We start from the raw sequence: 18,047 nt of genomic DNA, 5'->3' as shown, positions 1-18,047 counted from the left end.
TCCAATAAACGATAAGGCTCTAACAATGTTTAAAAATATGGCAGCAGATTTAATGGGAACCAGTGATATCGGTAAGATTATTGAACCGCAAGATTATGATAAAACTGATATTGATGACTATATTTTCCATGAAGACAATGAAAAGATTTTCTTCTTGATCAAGGCAAAAACGGATGAGTATTGCTTTACCAATACTGCCTTTATACATTTAGATGGAACCAGTGCTGTCAGTAAAAAACGTACCCTTTATCGTTATCCCTATAAACACAATCAAATCAGTCGGGTACTTCTAGAAACAGCAGGTACAATTGATCGGGACGTCGAAATCAAATTCCAACTCGGTGGTGCAAGTTATTCAATTGATATTGAAAAATCACAAATTGAAAAAGTCCGTGATCTATATAAAGCCCTATTTAGTATTGGCGAAGCATGCAAAGAAATTGAAAGACAAATGAATTCTTTGGTGATCACTCAGCAAGCTGTAAATAATATGTTTTCCTTACGTGAAATATCAGAACAGGTTTTGCTAAACTTGCCAGATATTATTTCACAAACCACAATCCAGGTTGAAAACAAGTTTACAGAGCGCAGAAAACAAATAGAAAATTATGATTTCTCTAGGATTTTTGAACGTTATCTAAAACAATAAAAGGCTACCCCCGCATTATATATGTGGGGGTTTTCCCAACAACAATTCAAAATCTTTAGCGCATAAGAAATTGATTTTGACTTTTTAACTCATCCCGAATCTGCTGCTGTAATCTCAAAACCGCATCAAAATTAATTTTTATTGTTCCATCACGAATGCCATCGACATTATCACGAGTAATATTAAAAGGTTGCAACATTTTAAAAAGCCCATTGGTTGGGTCTGATGACTGAAAACCCGCCGCCACAGCAAAAATATTATAGGGTTGCAATGTCAATGGAATCTGCGATGGATCAGGATCGTCTACTTTCGGCTGATAATCGACTGTAACTGTGCTTTCTTTTATTGGCTCATTCTGCATATCACTATGGGTCTTATATATGCGGTGTTGCAAAGCCTGACGCACTTTCATGTCTTCCTGAAATGGAACAGGTCCCACTTCTTCACGCAACTCAGATTCAGCCATCACGCGAATCGTTGGCAATGTAGTCACCTCTTCTGCCTGCACGGTTGGTAATGCCATAAAAGCAAATAGGGAAAGAAAGACAGATCGTTTTAGAAAGTTCATCGCTTGCTCCAAATATCTCTCATCCATAAGAAAACAGTGAGTTAAATAAAAGCATCTATGAATAGGCTACAACAAAGTGCTGTTCAATTCAGTATGGCTCAGATAAACGGTCACCATGATTCAAAATTTGAACCAAAGATAAAATCCATGTTTGAGACTGATTATGTTTAATCTTTGTAAATATGGTCATATTTGGTTGATAAAACCCTCGCTTATACAAAGATTTTTTATTATCGTTCTTTCAGGATTATATCAATATCAATCATTATTTTAATTTAGAATTCAAAATATTAGGAGTAAATGGATGTTTTCACCCCTGGTCAAGGCAACACTTGGTACAGCAATCATTGCCACATTTTTAACTGGCTGTGCTACCAAAACCCTCATCACCAAAGATGGTAAAACCTATAATCGAACCACCAGAGTCACTTTGGTTGAAGACAATGTGGTTGCTTTCGGACAGCCTGCACAGGCAGCCGCAAATTTACCCAGAGACAGCATCGTCATTGCAGGACAAAAGAATAGCTATATCCTCACACAGGGTGGCTCCCAGTTTGTGAGCTTGATTGGCAAGCTTGACCCTAAAAATATTCAGATCACACGCGACCTAACTTTCTATTCTGAAAAGAACGATGGAAATTTTTCGGGCACCTTGCCACTTTCCTATGTAAAGCTTAAAGAGGATTTAAGCAAAAAAGATCTGGAGTTTTTTATTGAAAATGGCGCCAAGGAATGTTCTTCCTCCAGTGACGAACGAATGAGAGCACAACGCTTTTGCTTCGATATTAAGCTGGCAGGTGTGGTCTATCCTGCTGCCAATAACCTGACCTCATTAAAAGCCTTGAGCAAGCCTTATCAGGTCACTATTTATACCCAGAAAGAGCAAAGCTATGCATCCAAATCAGGCATGAATCCTTTCGAAAAACTGGTTCTGCTGCCATTTGCAGTGGCGATTGATGTGGTGAGTCTACCTTTCCAAGCCGCAGAAAAGATCTTTGATTAAGCTTAAGCTCGCACTCAGTCATGCAATGATGTATACAAGGCACCATTGCATCACGAAATTATAATTCTTGATCTAATACTTCAACATTGTTTTGCTTAATTTTATCCATCTTCTGATTTAAGCTGAGCACATCTTGATAAAGTGCATTAAATTTTTTGACTTGTGCTGTTTCCTTAAAAAGAATCTTGTTATCTTCTCTTTGCCAAGGGTAAGTTTTTAACATATCAAACATCGCTTGTGCTTTCTCAATAACTTGTTGTTCAATCGGAAAAATGTCATGCTCCTTGTCTGTTTTCAGGTTATTTTGCAATTTTTCTTGTAAGGATTTTCTCATTTCATTATGAATGGCAAGATTTTTTGCTTGTTCAAGTGAATCTGCCTGTATTTTCTGTCTGTTTATTCCGTATTCAGTCGAGATTTTTCGAACATCATGAAGCATTTTTTCAGTCTCACGATAACCTTTTTGACGGTCTTGATCTAAACGTTCGACATCTAAAAAAGTATCCCAATTTGCTGCTTTGAGTTGCCTTAAATAAGCGTTTCTTGCCTCAACATTTTGCATCCAATAACTAAGTAGAAATTCGGACATCAACTTATAATCACCAGATAAACGATCATCATGCACATTGAGTTGTATAGGCTTGCTCCAATCCTGCGCTTGATCATATAACTCACGCATTTTCTCAGCCATCACCACTTCAAACATCTGTTTACTGTCAGCAGCACGTTGCTGTAATTGATGTTGATAGAGAAGAAAAGAACCGATACAGATCACCACAAGCCCAAGCAAGAATAAAAAACGGCGCATACAGCCTCCAAGTATATTTATATTTTTTATGTTCTGAATTTAAGTTTAATCAATCAAACATAGACTGTTAATTGATTTTTATTTCATTTCTCGTAACGGAGCATTACATTTTCATTGCTTTAAATTTCGTAGTTACGCCCCTATTATCAAATTAACTGAAATTGTAGAGATATTCCATGCGTGTGGATATTTGGTCAGATGTGGTCTGTCCTTTTTGTTATATCGGTAAAAAACGTCTTGAACATGTGGCGGCAGAGGCAGGTATTGAACTGGAGGTGCATTGGCACAGTTATGAACTTGACCCAAACGCACCTGCAAAACATGAGGGCTCCAATACTGAGCGCCTAGCCAGAAAATATGGCCGAAGCTATGCCGAAATGGAGGAGATGCAACGTCATGTAGCTGCAATGGCGGCTACTGAAGGCATTGATTTTCAATGGCAGAAAGCCAACTCGGGCAACAGCTTCAATGCCCACCGCATCATCCATCTGGCACAGAGCAAGGGTCTGGGCAATGAGGCAGAAGAGGCCTTTTTCCATGCCTACATGACTGAGGGCTTGGCGATTGGTGAGCGTGAGGTGGTTGAGGAAATTGCCTCACGGATTGGTTTGGACAATGCCGAAGTCGAGTATGTGCTTGATTCAGATGAATTGACCGATTTCGTTCGTCACGATGAAAAAATTGCCCGCGAACAGCTCAATATCACAGGGGTACCGTTTTTCGTGTTTGACCAGAAACTCACACTTTCTGGTGCACAGCCACGTGAGATTTTCTTGCAGGCGCTGCAACAGGCGCAGTCGGCAATAACAGAAATTGAGCAGGATGCTGCTGCGCAATGTAATGATGAAAGTTGCGAAATCAAGCCTCAATAATGCTGGTCATTGGGTAAGCTTCAACATCAGTCCGAAGCTTACCCACTCATATACAGGCCTGTATAATTCCTTTTTATATCAAACTTTTATCATCGAAAAACCACCTTTTATCCAGGGTCATCATTCCGTCATTTTTTCAGCGGTCCTGTTTGCTCGGCTTTTCACCAGCAGATATGTGCGGCTAGTCACAACTCAGCCATAAATTTACAGATAAAATTTAGTTTTATGATCTAATTAACCGATGCATACTTTTAAAATGTTTTTATTTTCAAAGCTAAACCATGAACAATTTCTCTATTTGGAATAGCTAAATGAGATTTTTTACTAACTCATAGGCTATGGATTTTGCATTGTTTTCTTCTATAATCGTCATAAAGTGACATTCTTTTGTTATGGAAATGCAAGCGTTACAAGCCCTCATTAAAGGTCGGACCCCACCAGAACAAATATGCATTGAACAGCTTGTAACGTGGGCGAAACAGCATACTTCAACGACTACAACTGAATACAGACTGTTAGGGATTGCTGTCAATATTGTACTGCTTCACTATTTAAAACAGGCTCAAGCCTATCTCTAAGGAAACTATTGATGGACGTATTAGAGAAAGCTCTTTTGGTTGATGAGCTCAAAACTCTCATTGATAGGCTCAATGACAATAAAACTTCGCTTTTTGAAATTGCAAAATCAAAACAACGTATTAAAGACATTTGTGCATCTTGTGATGACCCTGCCTTTCAGGACCAGTTGATCCCGTTCAAACAATTTATCCAGAATGAAGATTTTTCCGCAGAAGAACTCGCAGATTATGGCTACACCATGACCTATCGTGGCACCTTTAACTTTATGGGGCGCGTTGAAAATGCCCTGTTTGCTTCTGGGGACATGGGCTGGGCCGCCTTACGTCAGGCACAGCACTGGCAAGTGTGGGTGATTCGCCCTGCCCTGTCTTTCCTTAAAAGCCCGTGGATGAACTCATCTCAGGATGCGTTAAAATGGCTACAGCGCCATGCCAGCGACTATGTAAAAACAGATGATGAGCTTGACCACCTCATCCCTGTTCTGGAACCCATGCAACAGAATTCGGCAGATGGCCTTTCAGGTCAGGCAGCTCATAAGGATGCGCTATCTATAATGAGAGAGGAAACAGCGAACTTTCAGATTCAACTGGAAGCACTTATTCAGGAAAAAATACAACCTGTTGCATCCACGGCGACCGCCACACGCGCCAAATCTGGTTTTAAACAGAATGTACGCCCCGTAGCAAACCTGAACAAGGCCAAGCCAATTGCACTGAAAGACTTTAATCTGGATGGTTTGCTCTGTCGTCTGGAACGTGTTGACGCACGTACATTCCCTTCGCTTTACCGTGTTGATCTGCACAATGACATTTACCAGAACATTAAAATCGACTGGCTCTATCTCAAGGCAGAGAATGACGCACAGCCAATCTGGGAATCTGCACAGGTTTTTATTGCAGAGCAGTTGTATGCACAGGGCCAGTTCTCGCATTATGTGGTGCTCGTGGGTACACACAACATTGAATATGCGACCACCATCCTACAGGCCTATACCGACCAGCGTCACACCACAACCAGCTCCATCCATCAGACCAGCTGGACAAATTTCAAGCAGCATTACCACCAGCATGAAACCCTGTTTAATGAATGTGTCATGAATGGTACTCTGGTCTGGCAGCGCGACCAGCGGGTATATCCTTATATCCCTGTATCATTTATCAATACTCAGAAATTCATTCCATTCGAGGAAACTGCGGCAACGTTCCTAACCCCTGTTATCCTGTTAAGGGAACGCCAGAAAATCCGCATCATTCACGGTTCGGAACGCGTTAGGCTATCCAGTGAAGACCAGGCCTATCCATACCTATTGCTGGACCGTGCCGAGGGATATACCTGGCAACTGATCCGTCAGGTGATTAGCCGCCTGCCACAACCCATTTCTGTACATGACCTTTATCAGGCACTGGAAAGCAGTGCGGCCTCAGAATCATCTTAAAACCATCCTAAATTTTACCCCTTAGTCCATCATTTTTTCCTACAACATTCCAGTTGTGGCTGGAGATGATGGACTTTTATTGCAAGCCCTTATTTTCCACTGATTGACCTGTTCACTATCTACCTCTGAAATATCCTCCAACCAAGTGTCAACAAGCTTTGTTGATATGACTACTTTTTGTGTCTATCACTTGATTTTATTCAGTAAATCATCAAGAATGGGGGTAAGAACAATATATAACCCTGCATTATGATGATTTTCCCAAAAACAGTGTCACGACCTCTATTTTATAGCTTTATGGCGTGCTCTTTAGGTTCAGCCAGCATGGTCTATGCGGCTTCAAACACTGAGCCACAGAATCCACCGCAGCCTCAAACTCAGTCTTCCCAGACAGAAGTAGCGACATCTGAAAATTTTCTGGACTATATTCCAAAATGGGTGGATGCGACCCCAACTGTTTTTCCTGAACAGTCCAATCAGCCGATTGTGCCGCCAACGGTGGAAACGGAAGACAGAACATGGATTGATCGCAAACAGCGCACTATCCGCGAATGGACTGACCGCACCTCAGTTAAGATTGATGACTGGTTTGGGGAGATAGATCCAGAAAAGCCTGCTTCCGCCACCATCCGCTTTATGCTCGATAATTACTGGAATGAATATGACAATTACGAGGTGAAACCCCGTATTCGAGGGAAGATCAAGCTCTCAACTCTGGAGAAACGCCTGAGTCTGGTCTTCGGTGATGATACGCTGGACGATGAGTTTGATAATCATATTTCCAGTACCAATCAGCAGCCAAACCAAGATCCTGATAAAAGATTCGATTCTAAACAAACGCGTGATAACAATGGTTCTGTTGCTCTACGCTTCTCAGATCTCTCCAAGAAATTGCCTTTTGAAACGGATGCCGATATTGGTTTGCGTTCAGGCAGCGATGTTTATCTTCGTTTAAGAGCGAAAAAGAATTGGGAATTAAATAACGACTTTAGGTTCAATGCTGAACAGATTTATCGTTATGGCAGCCAAAGTGAAAATTATCTTCGCACTAATTTAGAACTTATCCATGCTCGTCCCAATCAAGCTTTTTTATCCAATCAGCTCAGCCTGACCTATGCTGATAAACAGGATGATGATTTACGCTGGGATAATCGAACCTTCCGTGAACATCAGTTTTTTGCGCACAATCGTTTTAATTATGGCATTTATACGGGTGGTTATTACAACGACAATGACTTGCGTTTGAATAGCTGGGGACCTTTTGTCTCATGGCGACAACCACTGTGGCGTGAATGGTTTTATGTGCAAGGTGATCTCAATTATTTTAATGACCACCGCGAAGACCGTAGCCATTATGTCAGTACTTTTATTCGCTTTGAAACATTGTTCTGATGAAAACACCAGCATAATTGTGGATAACTTCAATGTTATCCATAGAGACAAAAAACCTCTGACGGATCAGAGGTTTTTATTATTTAAGGGGCTACTTCAACAACAGGCTATTGATGCGTTTGACATAAGCCGCAGGGTCTTCTGGCAAGCCGCCCTCGGCAATCACCGCCTGATCAAAAATCACGTTGGCAAGGTCATCAAACTGTGCTGAGCTTTCCAGTTTTTTGACTAATGGATGTTCAGGATTAATTTCCAGCGTTGGCTTGCTTTCAGGAACCGCCTGACCTGCCTGTTTCAGCATACGGATCAACTGTGGAGAGAGTTCACCCTCACTGGTGACCAAACATGCAGGTGAGTCAACCAAACGGGTGGTCACACGGACTTCCTTGGTTTTGTCCTTCAATGAAGTGCTTAAACGCTCCACCACAGGTTTAAACTGTTCAGCCGCTTCCTCAAGCGCCTTTTTCTCATCCGCATCCTGTAGATCACCTAAATCCACCGCACCTTTAGACACGTTCTGTAATGGTGTCCCATCAAACTCAAAGACAAAATTCATTGCCCACTCATCGACACGGTCTGCCATGAGTAACACTTCGATGCCTTTTTTCTTGAACACTTCAAGCTGTGGTGAATTTTTCGCGGCGGTTAAGTTATCTGCTGTCACATAATAAATGGCTTTCTGCCCCTCTTTCATGCGGGCTTTATAGTCAGCCAAAGAGGTTGAGATTTCATCATTGGTCGATGTCGCATAACGTAACAGCTTTAAGATACGCTCACGGTTAGCCATATCTTCACCCAGACCTTCTTTTAACACTGAACCAAATTCAGTGTAGAAGGTCTTGAATTTTTCCTGATCTTTCTCATCTTCCGATTTTGCCAGGCCATCCAATAAGGTTAGAACACGGCGAGCATTGCCCTCACGAATGGTTTTGACATCACGGCTTTCTTGTAACAATTCACGGCTGACATTCAGCGGTAAATCGGCACTGTCCACCACGCCCTGAACGAAACGTAAATAGTTTGGAATCAGGTTGTCTGCTTCATCCATGATGAATACACGTTTAACATAGAGCTTGATGCCCGCCTTTGCCTCACGCGTGAACAAGTCCTGCTTCGCCTGACTTGGGATATACAGCAACTGGGTATATTCGGTGCTGCCCTCAACACGGTTATGCGCCCATGCCAAAGGCTCTGCAAAATCGTGGCTCAGGTTTTTATAAAACTCGATGTATTGCTCATCAGTGATTTCACTCTTATTACGTGTCCATAACGCACTTGCTGAGTTAATCGCTTCCCATTCATCCGTCTTCACCATTTGGCCGCCTTTAGGCTCCTCACCCTCGGCAACCTCTTCCTCTTGCCAAACCTCTTTTTGCATTTCAATTGGCAGACTAATATGGTCTGAATATTTATTGATGATCTGTTTAACTTTCCACGACTCAAGATATTCCAGCGCATCATCACGTAAATGCAGAATGATGTCGCTACCACGGCTCGCTTTATGAATTTGCTGAACTTCAAACTCGCCTGTACCACCACTGATCCAGCGCACACCCTCGGCCGCATCCAGCCCCGCACGACGGGACTCCACCGTGATTTTATCGGCAACAATAAAGCCTGAATAGAAACCCACACCAAACTGACCAATTAACTGTGCATCGGCTTTCTGGTCACCTGTCAGTTTGGACATAAAGTCCTTGGTGCCTGATTTTGCAATGGTACCAAGGTTGTCAATCGCTTCCTGCTGGCTTAAACCAATACCGTTATCTGAAATGGTCAAGGTCTTGTTGTCTTTATCCAGAATGACACGAACATGCAGGTCTGGATCATTTTCATAATATTCAGGATGGTTGATCCCCTCAAAACGCAGCTTATCGCAGGCATCTGATGCATTGGAAATCAATTCACGTAGGAAAATTTCAGGATTGGAATAGAGGGAATGCGTCACCAAATGCAATAACTGAGCAACTTCAGCTTGGAAACTATAATTTTTTGAGGCTTGTTCACTCATAAATCACTCCTTATTTGTGAGGCTTAAATTTAGAATGATTTATGAATGGAGTATTTCTATGATTTTTCAATGCTTATGACTAAATTTTTTATACGCGCACGCCATTAAAATGGCCCATGACTCAACTACGCGATCCTGCAACAACTGGTCAAGCTGCAACTGTTGCTGTGCATAGGCACGTTTCAGGCATGGTGTATTGGCCCCATAGGAGTTACGCTGCTTTAACCACTGGAACTGCTTGTCCTTTTCTGCATCCCGCCCGCCCATTGGCAATGCAGCAGGATAATCTGATAGATGGTTGCCAGTTTTATATCAACATCATTCAGTCCAATATTCTGGCAGATTTGCTGTTCAGCTTTTAATTTGGCCTCCATCAATAAAAAAGGCTCTAAAATAGAGCCTAAACATTGTTTTAATTTTTTATAAAACCATTGCAGCAATCCAGCCAAAAATAAGCAGTGGGATATTAAAGTGTATAAATGTTGGCACAACAGTATCCCAAATGTGATCATGTTGACCATCAACACCCAAACCAGCGGTTGGTCCCAAAGTCGAATCAGAGGCTGGAGAACCCGCATCACCCAGTGCGGCGGCAGTCCCAATAATTGCGATCGTTGCCATCGGACTAAAACCAAACTGCAAACATAATGGCACATACATGATAGCCAGGATCGGTACGGTAGAAAATGAAGAACCGATACCAAGTGTGATCAAAAGACCAACCAAGAGCATGACAAAGGCAGCCAGGGCCTTACTGTCCCCAATCCAGCCTGCTGTTGCTTTCACAAGCTCAGGAACCTGATTGGTTGCTTCAATGACCGCAGCAAAACCTTGTGCAGCAATCATGGTAAAACCAACCAGTGCCATCATACGCATACCTGTCACAATCACATCATCGGCTTCTTTCCATTTAAAGATTCCAGCACAACTCAGGATTGCCACACCGACCAAGCCCGCGACAATCATTGAATCTGAATAGAGCTGTACGACAATCGTTGCAAGAATGGCAAATGCAGCCATGAATAACGTGAACTTTGCAATCTGGGGTGCTTGCTGCTCCTGGGTCATTTCACCCACGATACTACGTGCAACATTATGCAAGGCCTTGTCCTCATAATCTCGCGGTTTACGGTAGCTGATAAAAACCGCTGTTAACATCCCCAGGAACATTCCTGATACAGGGATCAGCATTGCTCGCGGAATTTGATCATTGCTGATATGAAAGCCGTAGCTTTGACCAAAATGGTTAATGTTGTGTCCCAAAATATCATTCAGGAAGATCGCACCAAACCCCATTGGCAAAAACATGTACGTTGCGACCAAACCGAACGTCAGCACACACGCAATCGCTCTACGATCCAGGCGTAGATGGTTGAAAACAATCAATAATGGTGGTATCAGGACAGGAATGAACGCAATATGTACTGGAATGACATTTTGCGATGCCACCGCAGCCGCACCAACTGTAAGAAAAATGAGAAATTTCATTTTCTTCTGGGTACGATTATCTGCATCATTTTTTAGACTTTTAACCAATTTATAGGCAAGTAAATCAGGTAAGCCAGAACGGGCAAGCGCCAAAGCGAAAGCACCGAGCACCCCATAAGCAAGTGCGATCTGAGCACCGCCGCCTAGACCATTATTAAATGCATCTAACGTACCCTGTACCCCCAGACCTGCCAACAAACCTCCCGTTAAAGCTCCAATTACAAGTGCAAAAACAACTGGAACCCGCCCCAGGGATAGGCCGAACATAACAGCAACCGCTGCAATAATCGCGAACATAACTTTGAACTAAATGAAACGAGGGCGCCATTCTACCAGAGTTTAAATTCCGCGATTGCCGTCAGTTGATTTTTATTTATGCATTTTTCACGATAAATTGGCGAATATAATCGGCAATTTTTTCTGGCTGACTCAGTACCGCCCAGTGATACGCATCCAGCTCAACATATTCAAATTCCTCAACCCATTTTGGCATGGATTCCGTAATGTATTCAGGGCTTACGAAAGCATCCCGCTTCAATACAATTGCCTGCACAGGACACTGTGCATAACGCTGGCGTGGCTGGGTCAGGGATGGAATAAAGTTGGCACGGTACAGATTGATTCCATATTTACCATCCGCCACAATATTGGCATTTAATGGTAGATCCTGTTTTTTCTCCAGACCACTTAAAATCTTGCCCCATTTCTCTGGACTAAAGAATGTCCATGCTGTTGGTGCAAGCAATGGTAAATGGAATGCGCCGATGTACCATGATTTAGTCAGCATCTTCAAGACATTGCTTGGAGCGGACTTAAATTTCTCACGTAGATACAGAGAGGCGTGATCCAGGCAAGGTCCCGAAATGGTAGTATAGGATAATAAGCGACCCTTTAATTTTGGCTCAGTTGCCGATTCCCACGACTGTATAGAACCCCAGTCATGCGCTGCCATATGGAAATTACGGTTTGGCAGAACCTGATCAACCACTTCCTGCAAATCCAGTGACAAACGTGGCAAACGATAATGCTTGATGCGTTTAGGAATGGAAGATAACCCTGCACCACGAACATCGTAGGTCACGACAAAATAGTCATTTACCAACTTCTCAATAATCGGTTCCCATACTTCCTGATTGTCTGGATAGCCATGTACCAGCACCAATGGTGTGTTTTTCTCATCACCCCATGTCTTGACACAAAGTGTTTGCTGATCAGAAGTGGTGACGGTTTTTACTTGTGCTTGCATAATTCTTTCCCATTTTTTCAGTCGGCATGGTCATAAAAAAGCCATTGCCACCGATACAATAAAAATGATACTTATGGACTATGAATAGAGTTGCAAGAAAAAAAATTGACCATGAAAGACATTTTCAAAAAAATTCGAACCATTCCTGTGGTTTGTAAATTTATGATCAACCACTACTCACCTTACCGTGGTGCAGGAATCACAATTGAAACCATTGATATGGACAATTACCACATCCGTGTCAAAATGCCGCTCACCCGAAAAAACCGTAACATTGTTGGGACACATTTTGGTGGAAGTTTATACTCAATGGTTGATCCATTTTATATGCTGATCCTGATGCACCATTTAGGCCATAAATACATTGTGTGGGATAAAAGTGCCTCGATTAATTTCCTGTCACCAGGTCGCAGCACCGTCTATGCGGATATACAGCTCAGTGCCACTGAAATTGCGGAAATTAAGCAACTGGCTGAAAATCATGAACCTGTGTTTCGAAACTATACATTGAACGTTGTGGATGATGCGGGAACACGAATTGCAGAGGTTGAAAAGGTTCTGTATATCCGTCTGAAAAAGCCCAAAGCCAGTGCTTAATTTTACGCATATAAAAATGCCTGCAAGGTTTTGCAGGCATTTTTGAATCTGAGAAATTATCTTTTCTTCTCCTGAATGGCTGCACCAGCACCACCACCGATTGCGCCACCAATCGCAGCCCCAGAATCACCACCAAAGATTGATTTACCAATCACAGAACCAATACCTGCGCCAATTGCACTACTTGTGGTTGAGTTGCTGCTGCCACCCTTGGCGTTTGCACCGACACCTGCGCCCGCTGCCGCACCGACACCTGCACCAAGACTACCACCGACATGGTTACCTACACCACCACCAACAGCACCACCCAGTGCCGCCGCACCAATACGCTGGTCAGACGCACTCATATTCTGGCAGCCTGTAAACATCACCGCCGATAACATCAAAGTAGAAACTAAACCCATTGTTTTTTTCATGACTATACTCACTCCTGTTGGTTCTAATAAAAAGCATAATCTTCTTTTATGGGGAATTTGATCTGATTGTGTTATTAGAATGTCCAAATCGATTAATGTTTTGTAACGACTTTCCATTTTTATCATCATTAAGTTGACGCTTTAAATGACGAAAAGAAGCCCTTATCCTAGACAAGGGCTTCTTCCTAATTTTTAAACAATACTTGGCGTACTTCTAAATTCTAGTATTTAGTATTTGCCTTTTTTCTCACCATAAGCTGCGCCAGCACTACCGCCCAGTGCGCCACCTACCGCAGCACCAGCCTCTCCACCCAGAACTGCACCACCCAGAGCCGCACCCACACCAGCACCAATCGCACTGTTTCTGGTGTTTTTACTATTTGCACCTTTTGCATTGGCAGCAACACCCGCACCAATCGCCGCACCCAGTCCAGCGCCAATATTACCGCCTAGACCTTTTCCGACAGCACCACCTGCACCACCCCCAATGGCAGCCGAACCAATACGCTTATTTTCTGGACTTACATTTTGGCAACCCACAAACAATGTGGTTGACATTAGGCCAACACTCACAATCATCATCATTTTTTTCATTAGAACTTCTCCTCTCTCAATTGAAAGTAGCATAGACTGCTTTCATGAAGCATTTACCTTGATTAAGTAATCAAGTGCTAATGCTGTAATGTGTTTATGTAACATTTGCTTGTTTTTTCCACAAAAAAGGCACCGCAAGGTGCCTTTTTTGATTTGCTGGAACTTAGAACTGGTCTGAGTTCAACGCTTGACTAAATGCCTGGTCAACTTCACTGAAATCGTTATGAAGTTCAAACTCCGCAGCTTCAGCCTCTTGACGACGACGCTCTAAGTGGTACGCAAGACCCGTACCCGCTGGGATCAAGCGACCCACAACAACGTTTTCTTTTAAGCCACGTAAATCATCTTCTTTACCTGTTACAGCAGCTTCAGTTAACACGCGTGTTGTTTCCTGGAACGATGCAGCAGAAATGAATGAGTCAGTAGAAAGCGATGCTTTGGTGATACCCATCAATTGACGTTCAAACTTCGCAGGGAACTTGTTCTGAGCCAAGACAGCTTGGTTCTCTTGAACAACGCGGATGTAATCCACTTGCTCGCCCTTAATGAAACTTGTATCACCGCCATCAGTGATATCAACTTTACGCAACATTTGACGTACAACAACTTCAATGTGCTTATCGTTGATTTTTACACCTTGCAGACGGTAAACGTCCTGAACTTCGTTCACGATATAGTTGGTTAATGCCACTTCACCTTTCAAACGTAAGATGTCATGTGGGTTTTGTGGGCCATCAGACACCGTTTCACCACGGTTGACATGCTCGCCTTCAAACACGTTCATGGTACGCCATTTCGGAATCAGCTCTTCATAAATTTCCGAGCCATCATCTGGTGTAATCACTAAACGGTTCTTACCTTTGGTCTCTTTACCAAAGCTCACGATACCAGACACTTCTGCCAGAATCGCATGCTCTTTCGGTTTACGTGCTTCGAACAAGTCAGCTACGCGTGGCAGACCACCTGTAATATCACGGGTACGAGAAGATTCCTGTGGTACACGACCAATAACGTCACCCACACCAATCGTTTCTCCATCACGGACAGTTACAATTGTATTTTGTGGCAGGAAGTAGAACTGTTCGCCGCCATCGGTTGTATCCAACACGATTGCAGGACGTAAATCTTTACCAGAAGCAGGACGTGCTGTTACAGGCAAGATTTCAACAGTGGTCATACCTGTTGCATCGTCCGTCTTAGAGGTTGCAGTTACACCATCAGCGATCTGGCTAAAACGTGCTTTACCAGCAACTTCTGTTACCAATGGATGTGTATGCGGATCCCAAGTCGCTACGATACCGCCAGCTTCTACAGCTTCACCATCTTTCAACAAGATGCTTGCACCATAAGGAAGTTTGTAACGCTCACGCTCACGTCCCAAGTCATCCGCAATACCAATTTCACCTGAACGAGAAACCGATACCAAGTGACCTTTGGCATGTTGTACAGTTTTCACGTTGTGGAAACGTACAGTACCTTTGTTACGCACTTGAACACTGTTCGCAGCAGAAGTTCGGCTCGCAGCACCACCCACGTGGAACGTACGCATGGTTAACTGTGTACCTGGCTCACCAATTGACTGTGCAGCCATTACACCAACAGATTCACCTGGGTTCACCAAATGACCACGTGCAAGATCACGACCATAACAACGCGCACATACGCCGAATGTAGATTCACACGCAATAACTGAACGAACTTTAACTTCATCGACACCCGCTTCTTCAAGCTGAGCTGCGATTTTCTCGTCAATTAACGTACCACGAGGTAATACAACTTCATCATCAGATGCACGACGTACATCTTCAGCAGTTACACGACCCAATACGCGGTCACGTAATGGCTCGATGACATCACCACCCTGAATGAATGGTGTCATTACTAGGCCGCCAGCTGTACCACAGTCAGATTCAGTAATCACCAAATCTTGTGCTACGTCTACGAGACGACGGGTCAGGTAACCCGAGTTCGCAGTTTTCAATGCAGTATCGGCCAAACCTTTACGTGCACCGTGTGTTGAAATAAAGTACTGGAGTACTGTTAAACCTTCACGGAAGTTCGCTTTAATCGGAGTCTCAATGATCGAGCCATCTGGCTTCGCCATCAAACCACGCATACCAGCAAGCTGACGGATCTGCGCCGCACTACCACGGGCACCCGAGTCAGACATCATATAAATCGAGTTGAATGATTTCTGTTTCTCATCTTCACCTTGTTTGTTTTTCACAAGGGTATAAGACAAGTTATCCATCATCGCTTTCGCAACTTGGTCGTTGGTACGTGCCCAAATATCGACTACTTTGTTATAACGCTCACCCGCAGTTACGAAACCTTGCTCAAACTGTTGTTCAATTTCGCGAACTTCAGTTTCAGATTTAGCAATAATCGCTTCTTTGTTTGGTGGAATCAACATGTCTTCCATACCGACGGACACACCTGAACGCGTCGCTTGACGGAAGCCCAGATACATCAACTGGTCAGCGAAGATAACAGTGTCTTTCAAGCCAAGCTTACGGTAGCAAGAGTTGATTAACTTCGAGATGTTTTTCTTGGTCATCTCAAGGTTGATCATGTCAAAACTCAAACCTTGTGGAACCACTTCCCACAATAAGCAACGACCCGGTGTGGTATCAACAATAATGGTTTGCTGTTCACGCTGACCATTTTCATCAATCACGGTTTGATGTACACGTACTTTCACACGCGCATGAATATTCACTTTACCTGTCGCCAAGGCACGGTTCACTTCATGTGTATCCGCAAACACCATGCCCTCACCCTTGGCATTTACCGCATCACGGGTGATGTAGTAAAGACCCAAGACCACGTCCTGAGAAGGTACAATGATCGGCTCACCATTTGCAGGTGACAGGATGTTGTTGGTTGACATCATCAATGCACGTGCTTCTAACTGTGCTTCCAATGTCAATGGAACGTGTACCGCCATTTGGTCACCATCGAAGTCGGCGTTAAACGCTGCACAAACGAGTGGGTGAAGACGGATTGCCTTACCTTCAATCAGAATAGGTTCAAATGCTTGAAGACCTAGACGGTGAAGTGTTGGCGCACGGTTCAACATCACTGGATGTTGACGAATTACAGAGGCAAGAACGTCCCAAACTTCCGGCGTTTCACGCTCAACCATTTTCTTCGCAGCTTTAATGGTTGTTGCTTGACCAGAAGCTTGTAGTTTCGCGAAAATAAATGGCTTGAACAGTTCAAGTGCCATCTTCTTCGGAAGACCACATTGGTGCAGACGTAAAGTAGGACCTACGGTAATGACCGAACGGCCTGAATAGTCAACACGTTTACCAAGTAAGTTTTGACGGAAACGACCTTGTTTACCTTTGATCATATCAGCCAAAGATTTCAATGGACGTTTGTTCGAACCTGTAATCGCACGACCACGACGACCGTTATCAAGCAACGCATCAACAGACTCTTGTAACATACGTTTTTCATTACGTACGATAATATCTGGTGCTGCAAGGTCAAGAAGACGCTTCAAACGGTTATTACGGTTGATCACACGACGGTAAAGGTCGTTCAAGTCTGAAGTCGCAAAACGACCACCTTCAAGTGGTACAAGCGGACGTAAGTCTGGTGGAAGTACTGGAAGTACGTTCATCACCATCCATTCAGGCTTGTTGTTTGAATCTTTGAATGCTTCCATCAATTTCAAACGCTTAGACGATTTTTTCAGCTTAGTTTCTGAGGTCGTTTGTGGAATTTCTTCACGTAAACGCGCGATTTCAGCATCTAAATCGATATCTTTAAGCAAATCTTGAATTGCTTCTGCACCCATTTTCGCAGTGAATTCATCACCGTGTTCTTCAAGTGCGTTGTAGTATTCTTCGTCACTTAAAAGTTGATACTTTTCAAACGGTGTCATACCAGGATCAGTAACAACATAAGATTCGAAATACAATACGCGCTCGATATCGCGTAATGTCATATCAAGAAGTAAACCGATACGGCTCGGTAATGATTTCAAGAACCAGATGTGTGCAACTGGAGAAGCAAGGTCAATATGACCCATACGCTCACGACGAACTTTAGCAGTCGTTACTTCAACGCCACATTTTTCACAAATGACGCCTTTATATTTCATACGCTTGTATTTACCACACAAGCATTCATAATCTTTGACTGGACCAAAAATTTTGGCACAGAACAAACCATCACGTTCAGGTTTAAAAGTACGGTAGTTAATGGTTTCAGGCTTTTTAACTTCACCGTGAGACCATGACTTAATCATCTCTGGTGACGCAAGACCAATACGGATACGGTCAAATTCAACAGGTGCATGACCTTCTGAATCCGTTTTCTTACGCATGATATCGAGCAAGTCTTTCAATTTTTTTCTCCGTGTGTCGGGGAGCTACGCTC

15 protein-coding genes and 1 pseudogene are annotated in these 18,047 nt (G+C 43.2%); 7 read left to right on the top strand and 9 right to left on the bottom strand.

The genetic code is table 11. The features are described from left to right. Window positions 1–25: 25 nt before the first annotated feature. The gene (locus F972_RS01475; RefSeq protein ID WP_004763704.1) at window positions 26–649 is read left to right on the top strand and encodes a PH domain-containing protein; all 624 of its coding nucleotides are present in this window, start codon (window positions 26–28) and stop codon (window positions 647–649) included. Window positions 650–704: 55 nt separating this feature from the next. Here the strand turns inward: F972_RS01475 and F972_RS01470 are convergent, their stop codons facing one another. Next, complete coding sequence (locus F972_RS01470) at window positions 705–1,217, bottom strand: hypothetical protein (RefSeq protein WP_004674372.1); 513 nt, start codon at window positions 1,215–1,217, stop codon at window positions 705–707. Between the two features lie 304 nt (window positions 1,218–1,521). On the opposite strand from F972_RS01470, the gene F972_RS01465 reads away from it, so the two are divergent. Continuing rightward, entirely contained in the window at window positions 1,522–2,220 is a 699-nt protein-coding gene (locus F972_RS01465; RefSeq protein WP_004763702.1) for a YidX family protein, read from the top strand. Window positions 2,221–2,278: 58 nt separating this feature from the next. Here F972_RS01465 and F972_RS01460 read toward each other — a convergent pair whose 3' ends face one another. Continuing rightward, window positions 2,279–3,028: a hypothetical protein gene (locus F972_RS01460; RefSeq protein WP_004680724.1), complete on the bottom strand. Its 750-nt coding sequence runs from the start codon at window positions 3,026–3,028 to the stop codon at window positions 2,279–2,281. Window positions 3,029–3,204: 176 nt separating this feature from the next. Here F972_RS01460 and F972_RS01455 point away from each other — a divergent pair, with 176 nt between their 5' ends. From F972_RS01455 to F972_RS01440, 4 genes are all read left to right on the top strand, one after another. Next, window positions 3,205–3,900 carry a DsbA family oxidoreductase gene (locus tag F972_RS01455; protein ID WP_004680725.1) on the top strand — a complete coding sequence of 232 codons (696 nt, stop codon included), beginning with the start codon at window positions 3,205–3,207 and terminating at the stop codon, window positions 3,898–3,900. 392 nt (window positions 3,901–4,292) lie between these two features. Further along, a complete protein-coding gene (locus F972_RS01450) occupies window positions 4,293–4,478 on the top strand; it encodes a hypothetical protein (RefSeq protein ID WP_004680726.1) in 186 nt (61 codons plus the stop codon). Between the two features lie 11 nt (window positions 4,479–4,489). Beyond that, window positions 4,490–5,914 carry a hypothetical protein gene (locus F972_RS01445; RefSeq protein ID WP_004680727.1) on the top strand — a complete coding sequence of 475 codons (1,425 nt, stop codon included), beginning with the start codon at window positions 4,490–4,492 and terminating at the stop codon, window positions 5,912–5,914. Between the two features lie 324 nt (window positions 5,915–6,238). Next, entirely contained in the window at window positions 6,239–7,306 is a 1,068-nt protein-coding gene (locus tag F972_RS01440) for a hypothetical protein (protein WP_004763699.1), read from the top strand. Between the two features lie 91 nt (window positions 7,307–7,397). On the opposite strand, the gene htpG is transcribed toward F972_RS01440, so the two are convergent. The 4 genes and pseudogenes from htpG to F972_RS01420 all read right to left on the bottom strand — a co-directional run bounded on the left by htpG (window position 7,398) and on the right by F972_RS01420 (window position 12,051). Further along, complete coding sequence (gene htpG / locus F972_RS01435; RefSeq protein WP_004756323.1) at window positions 7,398–9,317, bottom strand: molecular chaperone HtpG; 1,920 nt, start codon at window positions 9,315–9,317, stop codon at window positions 7,398–7,400. 104 nt (window positions 9,318–9,421) lie between these two features. After that, window positions 9,422–9,691, bottom strand: a pseudogene (locus F972_RS01430) (lysozyme inhibitor LprI family protein). Between the two features lie 46 nt (window positions 9,692–9,737). Further along, window positions 9,738–11,102 carry a Na+/H+ antiporter family protein gene (locus F972_RS01425; RefSeq protein ID WP_004680731.1) on the bottom strand — a complete coding sequence of 455 codons (1,365 nt, stop codon included), beginning with the start codon at window positions 11,100–11,102 and terminating at the stop codon, window positions 9,738–9,740. Between the two features lie 76 nt (window positions 11,103–11,178). After that, window positions 11,179–12,051, bottom strand: coding sequence for an alpha/beta fold hydrolase (locus F972_RS01420; protein WP_004763695.1), 873 nt, complete (start codon window positions 12,049–12,051; stop codon window positions 11,179–11,181). 90 nt (window positions 12,052–12,141) lie between these two features. On the opposite strand from F972_RS01420, the gene F972_RS01415 reads away from it, so the two are divergent. Next, on the top strand, window positions 12,142–12,648 hold the full coding sequence (locus F972_RS01415) for a DUF4442 domain-containing protein (RefSeq protein WP_010589263.1): 507 nt from the start codon (window positions 12,142–12,144) through the stop codon (window positions 12,646–12,648). Between the two features lie 56 nt (window positions 12,649–12,704). Here the strand turns inward: F972_RS01415 and F972_RS01410 are convergent, their stop codons facing one another. The 3 genes from F972_RS01410 to rpoC all read right to left on the bottom strand — a co-directional run bounded on the left by F972_RS01410 (window position 12,705) and on the right by rpoC (window position 18,015). Continuing rightward, window positions 12,705–13,064, bottom strand: a complete 360-nt coding sequence (locus tag F972_RS01410; RefSeq protein ID WP_004680733.1) for a YMGG-like glycine zipper-containing protein — start codon at window positions 13,062–13,064, stop codon at window positions 12,705–12,707. A gap of 228 nt (window positions 13,065–13,292) precedes the next feature. After that, entirely contained in the window at window positions 13,293–13,658 is a 366-nt protein-coding gene (locus F972_RS01405) for a hypothetical protein (RefSeq protein ID WP_004680734.1), read from the bottom strand. A 163-nt stretch (window positions 13,659–13,821) separates the two neighbouring features. Continuing rightward, the gene (gene rpoC / locus F972_RS01400) at window positions 13,822–18,015 is read right to left on the bottom strand and encodes a DNA-directed RNA polymerase subunit beta' (protein WP_004680735.1); all 4,194 of its coding nucleotides are present in this window, start codon (window positions 18,013–18,015) and stop codon (window positions 13,822–13,824) included. Window positions 18,016–18,047 lie beyond the last annotated feature (32 nt).

It is taken from the genome of Acinetobacter sp. CIP 102529, assembly GCF_000368325.1.
In the GTDB taxonomy this organism is placed as follows: domain Bacteria; phylum Pseudomonadota; class Gammaproteobacteria; order Pseudomonadales; family Moraxellaceae; genus Acinetobacter; species Acinetobacter parvus.
Note: the sequence above shows the minus strand (reverse complement) of the source record. Positions and strands in the feature narration are given on the sequence as shown.